The 19,268-nt window shown below is 43.2% G+C and carries 18 protein-coding genes; 2 read left to right on the top strand and 16 right to left on the bottom strand.

The window, feature by feature from the left end:
• Window positions 1-33 precede the first annotated feature (33 nt).
• On the bottom strand, window positions 34-1,332 hold the full coding sequence (locus tag ACT3ID_RS12400) for a dihydroorotase (RefSeq protein ID WP_491542361.1): 1,299 nt from the start codon (window positions 1,330-1,332) through the stop codon (window positions 34-36).
• Window positions 1,333-1,500: 168 nt separating this feature from the next.
• Between ACT3ID_RS12400 and xseA the strand changes: the two genes are divergently transcribed.
• Together xseA and ACT3ID_RS12390 are read left to right on the top strand one after the other, a co-directional pair.
• Window positions 1,501-2,694 carry an exodeoxyribonuclease VII large subunit gene (xseA, locus tag ACT3ID_RS12395; protein WP_491542360.1) on the top strand — a complete coding sequence of 398 codons (1,194 nt, stop codon included), beginning with the start codon at window positions 1,501-1,503 and terminating at the stop codon, window positions 2,692-2,694.
• A gap of 494 nt (window positions 2,695-3,188) precedes the next feature.
• Window positions 3,189-3,668 (top strand): hypothetical protein, encoded by a 480-nt coding sequence (locus ACT3ID_RS12390; protein WP_491542359.1) that lies wholly within the window; start codon window positions 3,189-3,191, stop codon window positions 3,666-3,668.
• 116 nt (window positions 3,669-3,784) lie between these two features.
• On the opposite strand, the gene pheA is transcribed toward ACT3ID_RS12390, so the two are convergent.
• The 15 genes from pheA to ACT3ID_RS12315 form a co-directional block, all read right to left on the bottom strand.
• Window positions 3,785-4,936, bottom strand: a complete 1,152-nt coding sequence (pheA, locus tag ACT3ID_RS12385) for a prephenate dehydratase (protein ID WP_491542358.1) — start codon at window positions 4,934-4,936, stop codon at window positions 3,785-3,787.
• Window positions 4,937-5,148: 212 nt separating this feature from the next.
• Window positions 5,149-6,267 carry an ABC transporter permease gene (locus tag ACT3ID_RS12380; RefSeq protein WP_491542357.1) on the bottom strand — a complete coding sequence of 373 codons (1,119 nt, stop codon included), beginning with the start codon at window positions 6,265-6,267 and terminating at the stop codon, window positions 5,149-5,151.
• Between the two features lie 80 nt (window positions 6,268-6,347).
• On the bottom strand, window positions 6,348-7,457 hold the full coding sequence (locus ACT3ID_RS12375; protein WP_491542356.1) for an ABC transporter permease: 1,110 nt from the start codon (window positions 7,455-7,457) through the stop codon (window positions 6,348-6,350).
• 69 nt (window positions 7,458-7,526) lie between these two features.
• Window positions 7,527-8,267, bottom strand: a complete 741-nt coding sequence (locus ACT3ID_RS12370; protein WP_491542355.1) for an ABC transporter ATP-binding protein — start codon at window positions 8,265-8,267, stop codon at window positions 7,527-7,529.
• A gap of 81 nt (window positions 8,268-8,348) precedes the next feature.
• The gene (locus ACT3ID_RS12365) at window positions 8,349-9,263 is read right to left on the bottom strand and encodes an ABC transporter ATP-binding protein (protein WP_491542354.1); all 915 of its coding nucleotides are present in this window, start codon (window positions 9,261-9,263) and stop codon (window positions 8,349-8,351) included.
• Between the two features lie 145 nt (window positions 9,264-9,408).
• Window positions 9,409-10,383, bottom strand: coding sequence for an HlyD family secretion protein (locus tag ACT3ID_RS12360; RefSeq protein ID WP_491542353.1), 975 nt, complete (start codon window positions 10,381-10,383; stop codon window positions 9,409-9,411).
• Window position 10,384: 1 nt separating this feature from the next.
• Window positions 10,385-11,128: an alpha/beta hydrolase gene (locus ACT3ID_RS12355; protein ID WP_491542352.1), complete on the bottom strand. Its 744-nt coding sequence runs from the start codon at window positions 11,126-11,128 to the stop codon at window positions 10,385-10,387.
• A 191-nt stretch (window positions 11,129-11,319) separates the two neighbouring features.
• On the bottom strand, window positions 11,320-12,603 hold the full coding sequence (locus ACT3ID_RS12350) for a TolC family protein (RefSeq protein WP_491542351.1): 1,284 nt from the start codon (window positions 12,601-12,603) through the stop codon (window positions 11,320-11,322).
• Entirely contained in the window at window positions 12,603-13,217 is a 615-nt protein-coding gene (locus tag ACT3ID_RS12345) for a TetR/AcrR family transcriptional regulator (RefSeq protein WP_491542350.1), read from the bottom strand. The genes ACT3ID_RS12350 and ACT3ID_RS12345 overlap by 1 nt, the downstream gene beginning before the upstream one ends.
• Window positions 13,218-13,402: 185 nt before the next feature.
• Complete coding sequence (locus ACT3ID_RS12340; protein ID WP_491542349.1) at window positions 13,403-15,115, bottom strand: ATP-binding protein; 1,713 nt, start codon at window positions 15,113-15,115, stop codon at window positions 13,403-13,405.
• A 213-nt stretch (window positions 15,116-15,328) separates the two neighbouring features.
• Window positions 15,329-16,606, bottom strand: coding sequence for a hemolysin family protein (locus tag ACT3ID_RS12335; RefSeq protein ID WP_491542348.1), 1,278 nt, complete (start codon window positions 16,604-16,606; stop codon window positions 15,329-15,331).
• A 42-nt stretch (window positions 16,607-16,648) separates the two neighbouring features.
• Window positions 16,649-17,092, bottom strand: a complete 444-nt coding sequence (locus ACT3ID_RS12330; protein ID WP_491542347.1) for a four helix bundle protein — start codon at window positions 17,090-17,092, stop codon at window positions 16,649-16,651.
• A 27-nt stretch (window positions 17,093-17,119) separates the two neighbouring features.
• Complete coding sequence (locus ACT3ID_RS12325; protein WP_491542346.1) at window positions 17,120-17,899, bottom strand: enoyl-CoA hydratase/isomerase family protein; 780 nt, start codon at window positions 17,897-17,899, stop codon at window positions 17,120-17,122.
• A gap of 8 nt (window positions 17,900-17,907) precedes the next feature.
• Window positions 17,908-18,798: a hypothetical protein gene (locus ACT3ID_RS12320; RefSeq protein WP_491542345.1), complete on the bottom strand. Its 891-nt coding sequence runs from the start codon at window positions 18,796-18,798 to the stop codon at window positions 17,908-17,910.
• A 4-nt stretch (window positions 18,799-18,802) separates the two neighbouring features.
• The gene (locus ACT3ID_RS12315) at window positions 18,803-19,267 is read right to left on the bottom strand and encodes a hypothetical protein (protein WP_491542344.1); all 465 of its coding nucleotides are present in this window, start codon (window positions 19,265-19,267) and stop codon (window positions 18,803-18,805) included.
• Between the last annotated feature and the right edge of the window lies 1 nt (window position 19,268).

Genomic DNA, 19,268 nt, shown 5'->3' with positions numbered 1-19,268 from the left:
AGAACTCAATAACGATCAGCCGGCAGTTTCATTCTATATATTATTTATCACGAAGTGATTCTTGTTATAAATGGCCTCCGCTCGTCCCAGCATGGTATCACCGAGATAAGGAGAGTTCGTCGATTTGGAATGCACCACCTCTTCAGTATAGGTCCACTCTTCATCAGTATTGAATAGCGTCAAGTTTGCATTCACACCTTCTTCAATTTCAGGAACTTCTAGATTGAGGATTTCACGCGGTCTTTCAACGAATTTCTCAATCAGCTCGCGCAGAGATAATACTCCGGAATCGAGCAATCGCCGCACGCTCACGCTCCAGGCTGTTTCTAATCCAATAATACCATTGGGAGCATAAACAAACTCTACCTCTTTTTCCTGAATGGCGTGAGGAGCATGATCTGTGCAAATTACATCTATCGTACCGTCGGCCAGTCCTTCAATCATTGCATCGACATCTTCTTGTGTACGAAGCGGTGGATGCATTTTCACATTTGTATCAAAATTGCGGCGCTCAATTTCCTCATCCGTCAGATCAAAATGATGCGGACAAACTTCCGTGGTAATATTGATTCCCCTGGCCTTGGCTTCTCGCACCAGATCTACCGCTTTGGCGGTACTGATATGTGCCACGTGAATATGTCCGCCGGTATATTCAGCCAGCAAAATATCGCGGGCAATCATCGTCTCTTCGGCAATGCCGGGTGTCCCATCGATGCCGAGTCGCGCCGAAACCTTGCCCTCGTTCATGTGTCCCGGACGCGAAAGCTTCAGATCTTCTTCGTGGTTGATGATCGGCATATTCAGCATCGAAGAATACTCCAGCGCCACTCGCATCAGCTGCGAATTAAACACCGGATCACCATCATCGCTGAAAGCCACTGCTCCACCCTCTTTCATATCTGCCATCTCAGCAATTGAATCACCCTCCCGCTCTTTGGAGACACAACCAATGGGATGCACCTCAACCGGTAAATCCGCAGCTTCTTTTTTGATGAACTCTACCACATCGCGCGTATGAATCGGCGGATTCGTATTGGGCATACAAGCTACTTCGGTAAATCCTCCAAACGCTGCAGCACTACACCCGGTTTTGATCGTCTCTTTGTGTTCATATCCCGGTTCACGCAGGTGGACATGCATATCAATCCATCCGGCCGAAACATAAACACCGTCCCCGTCATGTACTTCTTCATCTTCCTCTTTGGGATCTAATTCATTGCCAATTTCTGAAATTATTCCATCCTTAATTCGGATATCAACCGTTTCAGATCCGTCAAAATCAGTCCCGACAGGACGTACATTTTTCAAAAGTAAATTTGGAGTGTAACTCATAAAAACTTTCCGTTATTTTTGATGCTAATATACAAAAAGCATAGAGCTGATGAAGTTGATTTCACTGATTTAACAGATTGCCTCTTAATACTCTTTAAATAAGGTACAGGGACTTAACAACCGTACCCAAAAACTGATAACTGATCACTATTAACTGATACACTGTGCATGTCACAAGCAGACCTTTTTACTCCGCAAACACTCACTGTCTCCGAGCTGACGCAGGAGATAAAAGTCATTTTAGAAGGCAACTTTCTGGATATCAAAGTGGAGGGTGAAATCAGTAATGCCTCCACCAGCCGGAACGGACATACCTATTTTACGCTTAAGGATGAAGATGCACAGCTTTCGTGTGTTATCTGGAGCAGTACTGCCCGCAGGCTCAACGTTGAACTGGTTGACGGGCAGCATATTATCGCAGGTGGCGATATCCAGGTTTATCCCCCACACGGCAAATACCAGCTGATTGTACGATCGGTGGAACAGGCCGGAAAAGGAGCGCTGCAGGAGGCGTTCGAAAAACTAAAAAAGAAACTGAAAAAAGAAGGATTATTTGATGATATCCACAAAAAGCCCCTGCCCAAATTTCCATTCAGAATAGGTGTGATTACCTCAGCAACGGGCGCCGCTTTTCATGATATTACAGATACGCTGGAACGCCGTTGGCCTATGGCAGACGTGTTATTGCATCACGCAAGCGTGCAGGGAGTCAATGCCGCGCCGGAGCTGGTAAAAGCAATAAACTGGTTCTCTCAAAAACAGAATGTAGACTTATTGATCATTGGTCGCGGCGGCGGATCACTCGAGGACCTCTGGCCTTTTAACGAAGAAGCCGTAGCCCGTGCGCTCTTCAACTGCAAAGTTCCTACTATAAGCGCAGTAGGACATGAAGTGGATTTTAGCATTTGCGATTTTGTGGCCGATGCCCGGGCTGCAACACCAACGCAAGCTGCTACTTTGGCCACTCCTGATATCAATGAAGTCCGCATGTTTACCGATGATCTCTCAACCCGGCTGCATGATATTATGGATAGACGAGTCTCTGATCACAAAGAAGCCATCAAAAAACTTGTAGAATCTCATGCCCTGATGGCGGTAAAACAGAAAGTGAACAATCTCCATGAAAAGGTGAACTACCTCACTGACCGGCTGCAACACAAACGCGAAGTACAGTTCATGCAAAACCGCGAAAAATTGAATGCGCTACGACACCGGCTGGAGCTAAAAAATCCCAATGCACCTCTGGAACAGGGATATTCACGCGTCTGGCAGGGTAATAAATGGATTCAATCGAGTGATGATTTTGAGACTGAAAAAGAGGCTTTACTAGAATGGAAAGATGGAGAAGCAGAGATTAATTGAGATGACATACGAATTCTACATTTTAGGCAGCATGTGTATAGAACCAATCTTGTCCGTACCTCCGGTGCGGAACGCCAGACATTCCCAAGCTGAAGCTTGAGAATGAGATAAATCGGAATGGAAAAATAATTCCTCTAACAAAACCGAAATGTGTAGGTCGAACAGGCTGTCCGACCAGCCGGGCAAGCCGCCCGGCCTACGTAAATTCATTGTCAGTTAATTCCGATAATGAAGTTTAATTTTGTGTCATCCTGTCCGACGACTGGCGGATCAGGATCTGATGCAAGAAATCAAAATAGAGCTTCTAATAACACAGATATCTACAGATGCTGATCCGAAAGCTTTCTGGACAGATGACATGTGAAGTGCTTTCCACAACAGAACATTAATATATCTTTGATCATCTGTGATAATCTGGTTGGCATCCAACATCTGCGAGACAAGAAATAAAATTGTATAATGAAGTAATGACAGTCTGATTAAACTACCAGCTTATGCTTGAACAATATCGGATTCAGGTTCAATACAAAACACGTCAGCGACAGATCTGGAATGCACTTCTTGCACTGGCAACGGGGATTTTAACAGTAATCTATCCCAATTTTCTGTATTTAATTGCGGGTGGGTATCTTATTGCACTGGGACTATTGTTTATCACTTTTCGGATACCGGCCACCTTAGCCGCAGTGCCGATTGTTGCAGGAACTATCATTTTTATATTTCCGGAGTTAATCCCCATCACTTTTGCCGCATTCCTTGGCGTTTTCGGACTGATATTTTTGTTCGGCTTCCAATTTGTATTACTGGGAATGATCACTCTAATCATTGCCATACTCATTGTCGCCAACCCAGATTCCGTAGCATACCTGATAGCCACATTTCTGCTCATATATTCTGTTTCTAATCTTATTCGCTACTATCAAAATTGGCACAGGGGAAATGGCAGCGGTTCTGCCGGTGAGATTCATTTTTAGTTCGAGCCGCAGATATACGCGGATAAATATTTAGCCACAGATTTGCAGAGATATAAACAGAGATTAAATCCGTTTTTGACCTGTGAATATCTGTGACCACAAATCAACTTCTCAACTTATTCATCGCCATTGCCTACCTGTGCCGGGTAGCAACCGAGCACTTTCAGTGAACTGGCTTTGCGTTCCAGTTCTTCAAGGGCAACACGCGTATCAGGATTGGCAATATTCCCCTCAATATCCAGATAAAACTGATATTTCCAGGGCTCATTGGGCTTGGGACGCGATTCAAGTTTTGTCATATCAATCCCGTGATCGGCAATAATATTAAGGCAACCAACAAGAGCTCCCTGTTCATGCGTTGTTACCATCAGTAATGAGGTTTTGCAAGGAATCTGCGTATCCACTTCAACAGGCTTTCGAGCTACTACAACAAAACGAGTGAAATTCTCCGGTTGGTTAGCCAAATCTCGTTCTAGAATTTCAAGCCCATAAATATCAGCCGCATAACTTCCAGCAATAGCTGCTTGTGAGAGATCACCGTCTTCAAGCACTTTTTTTGCCGACATCGCCGTATCGATATATGACTCTACTTTGCAGTCATGCAGATTGGCCAAAAAGTTACTGCACTGGGCAATAGCCTGTGGATGCGAAATAATACGTCGAATACGGACCGGTGATACTTTCTCAAGTGTCAGTAAGCAATGAATTACCCGAATGGCTTCCTCGCCTACTATATGAAGTTGATCATCTCCCAGAATGTCATAAGTCTCATTAATAGATCCGGCAGTGGTATTTTCTATCGGCAGGATAGCATAATCCACTTCTTGATTTTCTACCGCTTCTGCAGCTTGGCGAAAGGTATCATAGCCGAAGCAGTGGACTTCGTCGTATCGCTCTTCAAAATGACGAATAGCTGCCTGATGACTAAATGCACCATCCGTTCCCTGATAAGCTACGCTCACAGTATCAGCATCCTTACGAGCATTCTGGTGATCGACCAGCGAATGAGTCTGAAAACGTACAGAATGATGAATGATATCTTTAAACAACTGTTCGGCGAAATAACGATCAAGCCCAGCTTCACGAGCTAGCTTGTTAATTTTTGCCAAAAGTTCTTCTTCTCGATTCCTATCACGGATATGTTTTTTGTCATTGATTTTAAACTCTGATACTTCACGCACCAATTCCTGCCGCTTTGCCAGTGCATCAATAATCTTCTTATCCGTTTGATCCAGTAATTTTCGTATTTCTTCTAATCTATCTGCCATATTCTTGCTGCTGCTATTAAACTCAGTAAAGCTGATAGAATATCAGAATATATCCTTTAATGAAAGCAAAACTTTGGGAACCGAATAATTTTGAACAAGGAATTATGAATGATAGAACGCGGAGAACACTGGTTGAACAGATTACCGCTGATAATATAAAAAAGGGACTCCAACTCAACATTCTGCGGTTCGAATTTGCTTGTTCTGCGGTTCTATGCCGTTGATTTACGATAACGGAAAATGGCTGCGGGTAGAATAATTGCCGCCATCAGTCCGAGTATTCCCGCCAGATGCTGTACTTCGGCCCACCCCGCTCCTTTCAGCAACACCATCCGCATAATATCAATAAAATGAGCTATGGGATTTAACAACGTTAATTCGCGAGCCCAATTCGGCATGCTTTCTATGGGAGTAAACAATCCGCCCATAAGGATAAACACCACCATTAAAAACCATGCAATAAACATCGCTTGTTGCTGAGTGTTCGTGACTGTAGATATAAACAGTCCGATTCCCTGTACTACAAGCATAAATATTCCTGCGATACCAAAAAGCAGCCACACACTCCCCACGAAAGGAATTCCAAATCCATACCGGGCGATGACTAGTCCCACAGCCAGTTCAAACAAAGCAATAATCCAAAACGGTAATAACTTACCGGTGATAAACTGGTAACGCTTTATTGGTGTTACATTGAGCTGTTCGATCGTACCGATCTCCCGTTCACGAACAATATTCATTCCCGACAAAAACATGCCGATCATCGACACCAGCACGACCAGGATACCCGGCACCATATAGTTGATATAATCCAGGTTTGGATTGTACCAGCTGGCGGTAATGATATCGATCTCTTGCCGATTAGAGAGCTGAATATTTTCTACTATTGGTTGGATATCGGAGTTAAAGTCCTGAATAATGGAGCGTCCATATCCCTGGATGAGCCCGGCAGTAGCACCATCTACGGCATCAATATTCATCTGTACACTAGTGGGCTTTCCGGCCGAGAGGTCACGCTGGAAATTTCTAGGAATGACTAAGCTCATTCGCACATCATTGCTCCGCATCTTTTCAATTCCGTCATCAGTATCAAAGGAACGATCTTGCAGGGTGAAGTATCCTGATGCCTGGAATTTCTGCACCAGTTGTCGAGAAGCTTCTGACTGATCAAAATCCACAAGGTGGAACTGAACTTCACGGAGCTCATAGGTAGCGGCAAAAGAGAGAACAACCAGCTGCACAACAGGCATTAAGAAGATAATGGGTAGCATTCCCTTGTTGCGGAAAATCTGGAGGAATTCTTTTTGAAGTAAAAACTTTATTATTCTCATTTTGAAGTTATTGATATTTAATTTATTGAATTGTTGAATTACTGAATCAACATCATTCATTAATTCATAAATCAACAATTTTACTCCAATCTCACTTTAAAATTCTTGATGCTAAGTGCGATGAATCCTAACGTCATCACGAGCAGAATCAGCGTTTCCTTCCACAGGAACAGCAAGCTAGAATCTTTAAGCATGATACTCCGGACAATCACCAGGAACCAGCGCGCGGGAATAAGATTGCTAATCCACTGCAAAATCATCGGCATGCTCGAAATCGGGAAAATAAATCCCGAGAGCAAAACCGTCGGCAGCAGCAAACCTGCCAGTGATGCCATCATTGCCGTCTGCTGATCGTTAGCTTTCGCAGAAATAAATACACCCAACGCCAAGGCAGTAAAAATAAATAGCAGAGATTCAGCCAGGAAAAGGCTGTATGATCCCCTAAAAGGAACATCAAATACCCAGCGGGCCAGCGCCAAAATGGTTAATACGTTTATGAAAGATAGTACTAAATAGGGCAGTACTTTTCCTATGATGATCTGACCCGGACGAAGTGGCGAAACGAGTAAAATTTCCATATTGCCCATCTCTTTTTCACGGGTGATGGAGATAGAGGTCATTAGTGCAGAAATGAGCATCAAAATGACGGCGATGAGTCCGGGCACAAACAAGTTTACACTTTCGAGCTCGGGATTGAAAAGCATATTTGCACTCATGGTAATGCCACCTCTTTCGATCTCCGGTCTCTCCCCTGAACTTTGCTGGTAATCCACAATAATCGATTCGGAGTACTGCTGGATGAGCTGTGCCAGATTTGGATTGGAGGCATCGGTAATAATATTTACAGTGGGCCCCTCTCCCCGCTGCAGTTTGCGGGCAAAATCAGATTCAAAAACCAGTACTTCGTCAACTTCTCCCTGCTGAAAAAGAGTTTCAATATCTTCATAACGCTGAATCTGTCCCTCAACCGTAAAATATTTTGAGGCGTCAATCTTGCTTATAATCTGCCGTGTCACCTGGTCATGTGAGGCATCCAGAACCATTACTTCTGCATTTTGCACTTCATTGCGAATAGCAAATCCAAACAGCAGCATCTGGATAATCGGCATCCCGAACAGCACAAGCAGCGTCCGTTTATCACGGTAGATCTGCTTGAATTCTTTTATGACAAAACCTATGAATGATTGCATTATTTTTACCACTTTGGCACTAAGGACACTTAGTTATTTTCTTAATGATATAAGTGTCTTAGTGGTTGATTAATCACTGCGTTTTGCACCTCTTGCCAGTTCAATAAATACCTCTTCGATATCATCAGCATTAAATTTCTTTTTCAGTCCAGCCGGCGTATCCAACGCATCAATCCTACCGTCGACCATAATGGAAACACGATCGCAATATTCGGCTTCATCCATATAGTGTGTCGTCACAAAGACGGTCGTGCCATCATCAGCTACTTTGTAGATCTGTTCCCAGAACTGCCGACGTGTTATGGGATCAACGCCGCCCGTTGGTTCATCCAAGAAAATAATTTTGGGATTATGAAGAAGCGCCACAGAGAAAGCCAGCTTCTGCTTCCATCCAAGCGGCAGCGAGCCAATTTTTTTGTTTTGAAGCTCTTTCATATTGAGCATTGTAACAAGCTCCCCGGATTTCTGTTTAATTTCCTGACTCGAAAGACCATAAATCCCGCCGTAGAGACGAATATTTTCACGCACCGTCAGATCCTCATAGAGCGAAAACTTCTGACTCATATACCCGATCTTTCTTTTAATCTGTTCAGCCTGGGAATAGACATCATACCCCGCAACTTTTGCCTCACCTTCGGTCGGGACCAGCAATCCTGTCAGCATTCGCATCGCGGTGGTTTTACCCGCGCCGTTGGCTCCGAGAAATCCGAAAATTTCTCCCTGTGCAACCTCAAACGAAATATGATCGACGGCGGTAAAGTCACCGAATTTTCGTGTCAGATTATTTGCTTTTAATGCTACTTCAGCCATAGTCTTCTAATTCTAATTCAGGCCACAGATCCTTACAGATGAAAATTTATCGGGTGTTTATCTGTGTAAATCTGTGGCATATTACTTTTCCTTTTCCATCAAACGAATAAACATATCTTCAATTTCAGGGGTAATCTCCCTTACCTCAGGATTTTCGATCCCATGTATTGCCAAATACGACGTTAGTTCTGCCGGGCTCACATCTGATCGTTGATCTGTATAATGCACGAATTCGCCAAAGGGCTGTACCGAATCAGCAAATTCATATTCTCGAAGTACCTGGATCAGCTTATATTTTTCCGGGGCTTTAATCGCCCACAGCTTTTCATCAAACTGATGAGTTATTCTGGCCGGGGTATCGATGGATAAAATTTTCCCTTCCTGCATCAATGCTATGCGATCGCACTGCTCAGCTTCATCCATATAAGGAGTGGAAACCAAAATTGTAATTCCTTCATCTTTAAGCCGGTGAAGCATCTGCCAGAATTCTTTCCTGGATACGGCATCCACACCAGTTGTTGGCTCATCTAAAAACAGTACCTCAGGCTTGTGGATAAGGGCACAGCTCAACGCAAGTTTCTGCTTCATTCCTCCGGACAATGCACCCGCCAAACGATCTTTGAATGGCTCCAGCTGACTGTATATAGGCTTAATTAGCTCATAATTTGTTTCGATCGCGGTACCGAAAACCGATGCAAAAAATGACAAATTCTCTTCAACCGACAGATCCTGGTACAATGAAAAACGACCGGGCATATATCCAACTTGAGGGCGAATCTGCTTGTAATCATCGACAGCGTCCAATCCCAGAACAGTTGCCTGGCCGGAATCGGGTTTTAACAATGTTGTCAAAATACGGAAAATCGTAGTTTTCCCGGCGCCATCGGGCCCGATCAAACCAAACAGCTCCCCATTATTTACTTCAAAAGAGATTCCTTTCACGGCTTCAGTCTTGCCGTAGGATTTTTTGATATGTTGGACTTTAATTGGCTTCATAATAAAAATTGTGTCATCCTGAACTTGTTTCAGGATCTGTTGCAGTAGATGCTGATCCGCCAGCCGGCGGACAGCATGACATGTATAAACCGCTTCTTTAAACAGTTTTTAAAAATCCCTGGTGATGATCTGCGGCTAAGAGAAATTAAAAATTAACTTCTCCGGGCATTCCAATTTTTAGAATTCCATTAGGGTTCGGAACTTTAACTTTGACAGCATATACCTGGGTGACTCGTTCTTCTTTTGTCTGTATCATTCTGGGTGTAAACTCAGCATCCGACGCTATCCAGCTAATTCGCCCGGTCATTGACTGATTTTCTTCCGCATTTTTGTCCACTAGCACTTCCACCGTCTGTCCCAATTTTACGGACGGAAGTTGTGCCCCGCTAATATAAATCCGCAATTCCAGCGTATCCAGATTGGCGATTTGATATAGCGGTTGTCCTTTTTGAACCAGCTCGTATGGCTCAACAAAAGTAGTAAGCACCGTACCATTAATGGGATTAATAATTCTGGCATCCTCAATCTGATCTTCGATCTGGGCTATCTGTGCTTGTGTCGCATTTATTTCTGCCCGAACCGACTGCTTCTGTGTTTGCAACGCATCAATCTGTTTGTGGATGGTGCGAACACGGGCCTGCGCATCATCCAGCTGTTTTTTTGTAGCTGCACCATCCTTGTGAAGTGCCTGAATTCGATTGAGATCATTTTGCGCCGTTTCCAACTCACTTTTCTGCACCTCCACCTGTGCATTAATATTTTCAATCCTGGCCTCAATAGATTCCAGCCGGGCCTCCAGTTCATTTCTCTGTAGTACAAGTTTTGACGTATCCACTAATCCAACTTGCTGATCTGCTCTTAAATCAGATCCTTTTTCAACTTTAAAGCTCAAGAGCTTCCCTCCCACTTCTGTTGAGATAGTTGTCTCCGTTGCTTCAAACTGCCCATAGGCATCGGACTTATCATTATTGTTACATCCGGAAATGACCATTCCTAACAAGGAGAATGCCATTAATTTCAAAGGTAGTTTCTTGAATAGACGCACCCGGTTTGGGGAATTATTTATAGTTTGTGTCCAATCTTTCATTGTTGAAACAGATTTCGTTAGCAGCGTTTTCATGTTAATTTCCTCTTACCACACTTGTTAAAATTCTCTGCTTTTCTGGCTCGGAATTCTCGTACCCCCTGAGACTTGTAATCTGGTTGATTTCTTTGCCTTCTAATACCTCAACTAGAAACCTGCTCACAAACAGTGAGCGGGTATAGTCGGCGTGGTTATGGATTACATCACTGCAATCAATGACATGAACTTTGCCATACGATTCCAAAGCGCCTTCAAAGTCTGATAAACCTGCATATCCAAGCGCCTGCTCCCATTCAATAAAACGAAACCAATATTTTAATATGCCATCATTGCGATTATAAAAAGCATATAGACTCTGTACCTTTTCTAGTAGCTGAGGTGGAATTTCTTTCTTTAAAAGGATGTCTTTCGAAATCGCGGCACCAAAGGAAAAAATATTCCTAATTTTAATTGGTGCTTCTTTCCTGAGAGTTTTAAACCCCACCACCGCAGCCAAACTATGCCCCATAATATCAATGGTGCAGTTGGCTTCTGTAAGTGATATTAGCCAATTCCGCATGCTTTGCGCGGCTTTATCAGTATTTTTCTTGGCATGAAAGTAATCCAATTCGGAATTTCCAGCTGGCCAAGTGTATCCCAGGATATAATCGTACTTGTTTTCCAGGAGACGCGACCACCGAGTTTTAAGTCGGAGGTACTCCTGCACTACATAGCAAAATGGATTATTGAAACCATGGATAATCAGCAAGACGTTTTGTGAGGCGACTTTTGACAGAAGCATATCCCTTGAGAGCCTAACCTGCCTGTTCGGCCCTCCAATGTATCGAACTCGATCTTTCTCACTGAATCTCTTCCCGTCGGTAAAATTTTTTCTCGAGCTAATCAGATACATAACGTTTTTCATCTTTATTTTAAATTACCCGACAGGAAATATTCCACCCTGCCGGGTAGTAGGGATTATGTGTGGGTTATCTAATTTTTTGTTATTCCCTGAATAGGAATACCGAGCGTAGTCAGGTATTCAATTTGTGCCTCTGCAAGTTCCACTCGGTTTATAAAAAGAGACAGCTTTGCCTTGTTTGCTTGCGTCAATTCTGTGACATACTCGGTTGCGGTTATAACACCATTTTCGAGCTGACTTGCACTTTCTTTCACTACCTGATTTCGGAGTTCTACGATCTTCTTGTCACGCTCTATATTCTCTCGGATGGATAAAATCCGCTCACTAATTCGATCCAGAGAAGCATATAGTTGTTTTGTAAAAGCCTGTTGGTTCTGAGTAACTTTACGCTGCTCTAATTGTAAAATCTGCATCTCACGACTCGTGTTGAGGAAATCAAACAGGTTCCAGCGCAACTTTAATCCTACCATGTAATAGTCGTGAAAATCATCATTCAAGAAATTGAGTCCTGGCCTTCCATAGTTTGCAGAACCAAAAGCTGAAATGCTGGGTACTTTTTTTGTCCGGGCCAGCTCCTGCTGCTGCTCCAGCATCTTCTGAGTACTATTAAAAAGATCATATTCAGTACGAGTGGGTTGCAGAGATTGATAATCAACCTCTAATTCAGGTAGTTTCAAGCTGGTTGTAATTTCCACCTTTTCACCGATAAGCTCACTCAAAACCTGGTAATTCCCCCTGATGTTGGATTGAATACGAGCTGAGTCCTGACGTGCTTTAATAAGTTCAGCTTCCAAAATGTATTGTTGGCTTGATAACAGCACGCCATTTTTTACCTGGGAACGGACAGATTCCAACCGCTCCTGCAGTTCTTCGATAAGCAAGCTATTGACCCTGCTCTGCTGTTGCGACAATAGTATTCCGAAATACACCTGATCCACCTGCGATCGAATCTGATGCAATTCAACCTCCGTGGAATGCACTTCTTGTTCACCTTTTGCTTCCTCTAACTTTTTGCGGATACCTATGGCCCCTCCATTGAAAATCTTCTGCGTAACACTTACCGAAGCTTCGTATTGATCCTTGCTCACAGCCGCGGGGCCCGCGCCACCTGGTAATGAAATGTTGGTCACTTCCGATTGATAACTTGCCTGCCCACCTACATTTACTTGCGGATAATATCCCGTTTGGGCAATGTTAACATTCAAATCTGTAATCTTTTCCTGTAGCTCTATGTTTTTTGCAATGGGATAGTTCTCTTTAGCTTGCTCATAACAATATTGCAAACTGATAGAATCAGCCGGTGCCGACTGTTGAAAACTGCCCATCGCTAAAAAGATGACGATTAGTATCTTCATTATCTTTTGTAGTTAATGGCGTTCAAAATAAAGTCAGACAGAAATGCTTTCCGCTCTCTGATAAATTCCACATAGTCGGATTCATCCATCCCAAATATGGTTTCTATCATTGTTCTTCCAATAAAAGGGAAGAGTATTAGCCCGATAATGCTAATCATGAGCTGTTCCGGTTTAACCGGATCCATATTCCCCTGCTCTATCTCGTTCTGGATCTGTATGAGAAAACTTTTGGGAGGGTGGATGTTTTCCTTTTCGATAAAATCTTTAAAACGGTCAGGATGCTGATGCATCTCGTGTAATACAAACTGGACCAAATGCGGATTGTCCTGTAAAAAGGCATAATACGTATCAATCAGCTGATCAATCTTCTCAGTAAGACTATCTTCCGAATTTAAAACACCAAAAATAACTGGAAATAAACGCTTTATCTCACGCTGAAAAACCTCCTGAAAAAGCTTGTCCTTGCTTCGGTAATAATAGTGCAGCATTGACTTGTTGATTTCCGCCTCATTAGCAATTTCCTGCATGCGTGCCCCGGCATATCCCTTCCGCTGAAAAACACGACATGCCGCTTCAAAAATTTGTTCTTCGGTATCCAGTTCTTTGTCTGTCATAAGCAGTATGTTTTTGATTTCAATAGTAGTTTAAGTCATTCAACTATTTGATTCAACCATATGGTTGAAATTTTTGGTTGAAAATATAAAGTCCGTAAGTATATACAATTCAACGGGTTATAGAAAGTCCAGGGAGAATAGGAAAATGATAGGACAGAGTTTCAGCTACTTCACTGTGCGGAGAGCTAGCCGATCCGATATTTCAGCTCTTCAATTTTTTGGAGGATTTCTCCGCGGTCCATCTCTTGATACCGCTCGGGCAGAAGCTCTTTAGATGTGCATTCAATAACGGCACTGAGCGTTTGCAGTTCGACTTCTTCCGGATAGGTGGGCGGGAGGAAGTCATTAAGAGCGGCATCCAACACTTCTGGTGTAACTTTTTCCAAATCTTGGGCAGCGGCACGAAACTTGGCTCGCGTCAGCGCCGCTTCCATATCGGCTCCGGAGAAAGATTTTAGTCCCTGTTTAATAACTTGTGGGATATAATCTTCCGTAAGCTGCAATCCCGTTTTCTTTTTCATTACTTCAAAAAGCTCGATCCGCTCCTCTTTGGTGTGCGGCGGAAATAGTGCCAGGTGCTCTTCGGCCCTCCCCTGTCGCTTGAGATCAACAGGCATCAGATCTGGACGTGCCGTCATCAAAAACCAGATAATCTCACCACGATTACGGGTATCACTCATGAATGTGGAAATTTGCGAAAAGACACGACTGGATACACCACTGTCGCCGCTGGCATCACGGTCACCAAGATAAGCATCGGCTTCATCGATCATCACAGTAACTGGAGCCATAGCTTTGAGCAGTCCCAGAATCTTTTCCAGGTTACCTTCCGTCACACCTTGCCACTGACTACGGAAATTTTTGAGTTTAACCATAGGAATACCTACCTCGCTTGAGAAACAGGTCACCATAAAAGTTTTTCCCGTACCCACTGGTCCACAAACCAGATATCCCATTGGCATTACATCCTGATTTCCATTTTTCAATGCTTTCACTGCCTGACGAAGATGCTTCTTCACCTTTGTGTGCCCGGCTACATTATCGAGCGTATAGTCGGTTTCCACAAATTCCAGCAATCCATACGCCTCGGCCTCAATAAGTTCTTTTTTTACGTCAGCCAGCCGGTCATGCGTTATCTTTTGCCGATTTTCCCTGGCATTAGAAATAATACTTCGCAGATTTATGAAATTAAGTCCCGCCGTCTGCTGGGCTACTACCTTTTCACTTACCTCAGACACCTCTCCAAAGTCATTACTCGATAGCTCATAGTTAATAAATGCCCGCCGCTGTTTCTCATCCGGAATATCAATTTTTATATCATTGGTATATGGATTCTGAACCAGTGTTTTATTCAGATCAGCCATATTTTCAGAGATAAGCACCGTTGTAAAGTCCGCAGCTAAAAACATGGGATCGTGCGCCCAGCGAGAGAGATAAACAAGTGAGTTACGATCTTCTGATCCGGTCGTACCGCCCTCACTCATTGGCACTATGGTATCCGCGTAATCGATAATCAGGGCAATGCTTTTTTTGTTATCAATTCGAACACGGAAATACTGCTCAAGAAGTGAGAATACGCGAACCGGATCCTTGGGCAGATTATTGGCATAGTCGGTGCCCATCAGCGAGTCGCGTCCGGAAAGGGCACGATTAAAATCTTTCTGACTCTGCTGATCCCGAAAGTAAATACCCGATGAACGATCATAGAAGATCACAAAATCCCGGGCCCCAAAAAACTCCTCAGATAAAAAGGATTTCAGCCGGACGAAATCCGTACCTTCTTTGCGCTCCAGCGGCACCAAATCATGTACATTGCCATGCAATATAAACTGGTTTATTGTACGGCTAAGATATTTTTGGGCAAATTCTTGAGCCCATTTGGGATAATGATCGAACATACAGGTTGTCAGTTGTCAGTTGTCAGTTGTCAGTTGTCAGTTGTCAGTTGTCAGTTGTCAGTTGTCAGTTGTCAGTTGTCAGAGGTTGCTGGTTTTTGGAATTGATGTCAAATTTCATTTCCGAAAATTTAAACTATTTCTACATTTCATTGCTAAAAAACCCTCCTATTCACTGCTTTCTCCACACCCGCCTGCTGTCTCCTGCCAACTTGCTTACGGTTCCATAACAACCAACTTAACCGTTTCGATGCGGCTGGGTGTGGCTTTGCTAATGATAAATTTATGACCGTCAATCAGTAGCTCTTCATTCACTTTGGGAATCCGGCCAAGCGTATTAATAATATAACCGGCCACAGTTTCATATTCGTTTGATTCTTCCGGAAGTCCAATTTCGGGGTGCTCAGCAATCAAATCCTCAATCTCAACGCCTCCACTCAAGATGTAAGTATTGCCAGACAGCTTTTTAACAAAATGTTCTTCGGTATCATATTCATCCTGAATATCACCCACTACTTCTTCAAGCAGATCTTCGATCGTCACCATTCCGGCTGTTCCGCCATATTCGTCTATAACCACAGCTACCGAAATATTCGAGCTCCTGAATTCCGAAAGCAGATCTTTTGATTTCTGTGATACCGGCACCAACTTTATGGGACGAATTATCTCAGTCAAATTTTTAGGATTGCTAAACAGATCGTAAGCGAAAATCACCCCGATAATATCATCTATACTTTCCTGGTAAACAGGTAGTTTAGAAAATCCCGAGGAAATAAAAAGCTTCAGCGTTTCTTCTATGCTTGTATTTTTTTCTACGGCAACAATATCCGTACGCGGAATCATCGATTCTTTTACGCGCTTATTCGATAGCTCAAGCACGTTATGCAAAATTTCTGAATCCTCTTTATCGAGATCTTCGCCCCCGGTATCACGCAATTCACTAAAGATAAGCTCAACATCCTGGCGGCGGAATACTCTTCCCGACCGGTCTATTTCTGGATTAATCAGTCCGATTATAAAATCCGATGCCTTGTCGGCTATATAGATCAACGGACGAAATATCCAGTTGAATATTTTTTGTGGTACGGCCACAACTTTTATCCACCAATCGGCGTGGATCCGAAATAATGCTTTAGGCAATATTTCGCCGAAGAGCATGATAATAACAGAGGCAATTATTGTTTGAATAACCAATACGGTAGCGTTTGATGGAATTGTCCCTACCCACTGGCTATAAATTTCGGTAATCGGTCCCACCAAAAATATCGTCATCAGCGTGGCGTAAATTACATTTATTATATTGTTGCCGACCAGCGTTGTTGTGAGAAATGTCTGTGGATTCTGAACAAAATAGTTAACGTTGCGACCTGCCAAAGAGTTTTTTCGCGACTCAATCTCCAGCTTTAAGCGGTTGGCACTGACAAAGGCGATCTCCGATCCCGAAAAAAAGCCGCTGAGAATGATGGTTAAGATTATGAGTAGTAATTCGGTCATTTAGAATATCGGGGTATAAGGGTATACGGTATAAGGATGTAACTAGCTAGATTTTTCCTTTCTCTTTTTTACGTAGCTTATATAGCCATTTATGATTTTCTTAGCCTCTTCAATTAACGTAATACCTTCATCGAACAATGTTCTATCAATAAAATTTAAATCGAGACAGGTAATCAGATGATCCTTTAGCTCATAAACCGAGGCGCGAGAGATTCTGTAAAACTGTATTCCTTCCTGATAATGAAACCGTCCATAACCTTCAGCAATGTTTGCTGTAGCACTTACTGATGCGTCTCTGATTTGTCCTCCAAGCTTGTACTTTTCTTCTTTGGGAAGTGTAGGTAACACTTTTTTATAGAAGAAAAGCTTAACTCTTCTGGCCCGCTTCCAAGCATTTAGTGAGGTAAAATCCCTATCCTTGTTATAGGATTCCGAGTTCTCTGCAACAAACACTTCACCTGAATTTTTGATGATATCAGAATCCATACCTATATCCTTATTTCCTTATATCCATTACTTGCCTTTGAAGTCAGGTTTTCGTTTTTCCAGGAATGCTGATGCTCCCTCTTCGAAATCTTCCGTTTCACAAAGTTGTCCAAAAAGATCCGCTTCAACCTGGTAACCTGAATGGGTATCGGAATGGAAAACAGCTTTTATAGCACTACGTATAGCCAGAGGACCATTCTTTAGCATTTTTTCAATTAGCGATACAGCTGCTTCTTTGGGATCTTCATTCGTTATATCATTCACCAATCCTATTTCACGTGCTTCATCAGCTTTAATCTGTTTGCCGGTCAATATCATTTCCAGCGCCCTGGCGCGACCGACCAACTGCGAAAGCCGTTGTGTACCTCCGTATCCAGGGATAAGTCCCAACCCTACTTCTGGCAGACCAAAGACAGCATTTTCTCCCGCGATACGCAGGTGGCATGCCATAGCCAGTTCGGCACCGCCACCAAGAGCATAACCGTTGACAGCAGCAACTACGGGCTTGCGGGTATCTTCAATCAGCTGAAAAATTTGCTGTCCCTTCTGCGATGCCATACGACCCGACCGTTTACCGAGCGAACTTAATTCCTTGATATCAGCCCCCGCAACAAAAGCTTTTTCACCAGCGCCCGTAACAACAACAGCTTTCACCTCTTCATCAATCTGAATATCCTTGAAGGTACTGGCAAGCTCGTTAAGCACCTCATCATTTAACGCATTAAGTTTATCGGGGCGATTAATAGTAACTGTAGCAATGCCATTATTATCGGTTTCAACGATAATAGTGTTATAGGATTGGCTCATAAATAATGTTATTCTTTAACGCGGTTCGAAGTATCAATTTTTGATTCAGATTCTGATTCCTGCTCTTCATCGATTTCAAGAAAGTCGGAATCTAAATCAAGATCGTCAAGGTCAGAGTGCAAAGGTAAGATATCTCGGTCGAGCTCATCAATAATCTGTGAGGTCTCTTCAACTTCTTCAAGCAGATTATCCAGCTGAAAACCGATCTCTTCGGGATTACTCATCGTCATCGATTGCTCATAAATGTAGCGGATGGCATCTTCAATCGTCTCGAGATGAGTTTCGCAGATTAGATATTTCTCTTTTGCAATCTCAAATTTCTTCAGCCGTTTCTTCAGAATCCCCAATCGGCGTGCCTTCGTCCGCTTTAAACGATCCGATTCCATATTTTTAATTTTATGCTCCTCTTCCCGCACCTCTTTCTTAAGACGTTCTTCAACCGATGTATTCATATACAGCTGATATCGCTTGTGCAGATCCAGCAGCGTCAGATAATTAGAGATAAGCTCTTCGATTTTATTCCGGATATTTTCGAGCAGCCCCTGTGAACTATAAGGAAGCTTATCAAAATTTTCTTTGATGAGTTTTGCCAGATGCTTAAGCACCAAAAAGCGTTTTTGGCTTTTTTGATCCAATTCCTGAAAAGTTGACTTTTCTTCAGCTGCCGGATTTCGTTCACGAATTTTCCGCAGCTTTATATTTTTCCGGAAGCGGGGCAGGCGCGGGACAATCCCCAAGTACATAAGTTCAACACCAAACGTAATAGTTAGAATTACATTCGAAACCAGCCCCATTCCGCTCATTGCAAATGCTGAAACAGTTGCCACCAGCAGTACTCCTAAATTCAGCGGATGCAAAAATGCTTCCTTGGTAAAATTAATGGATTCTTCTTCACTCATAATACTACTCCTTTTCACGGGATTCGGTGTCTGTTTCTGAGTTCCGGCTGTCCGGACCACCTCCGCTGCCAATGGTTTTGTTGACTTCAAGAGAGTCGGCCTGGTCTTCGATTTCCTTATATAAAAGCCCCATTTCCAGCTTCACCTGCCGCAAGGTGTTTTTGGCTTTTTCTTTTGTCATCTCTTCATCAAGCTCCTGCTCTTCAACTCCTGAAACATTCTCATCCGCTAAACTTTCCATCGCTACATCCAGCCGGGCTTCTACCGAAGCCAGCTTGTGTTTTACGGAATGCAAAAAATCATCGAACGAATCGAGCAGCTGACTCTTATCCATATTCTTGAGGGCTTCGGTAATGTTCTGAGTTCTCTTAGCCCTCGAATAACGCTCTTTGGTCTGCCGAATCTTGCGATAATGCTCTTTATACTCCTCCTTCAACCGCTCGCGCTCGCTACGACTATCCTCAGACATG

This window comes from Fodinibius sp. GM108 (genome assembly GCF_058386985.1).
The sequence above is the reverse complement of the archived record's forward strand: the minus strand, read 5'-3'. Positions and strand labels throughout refer to the sequence as shown.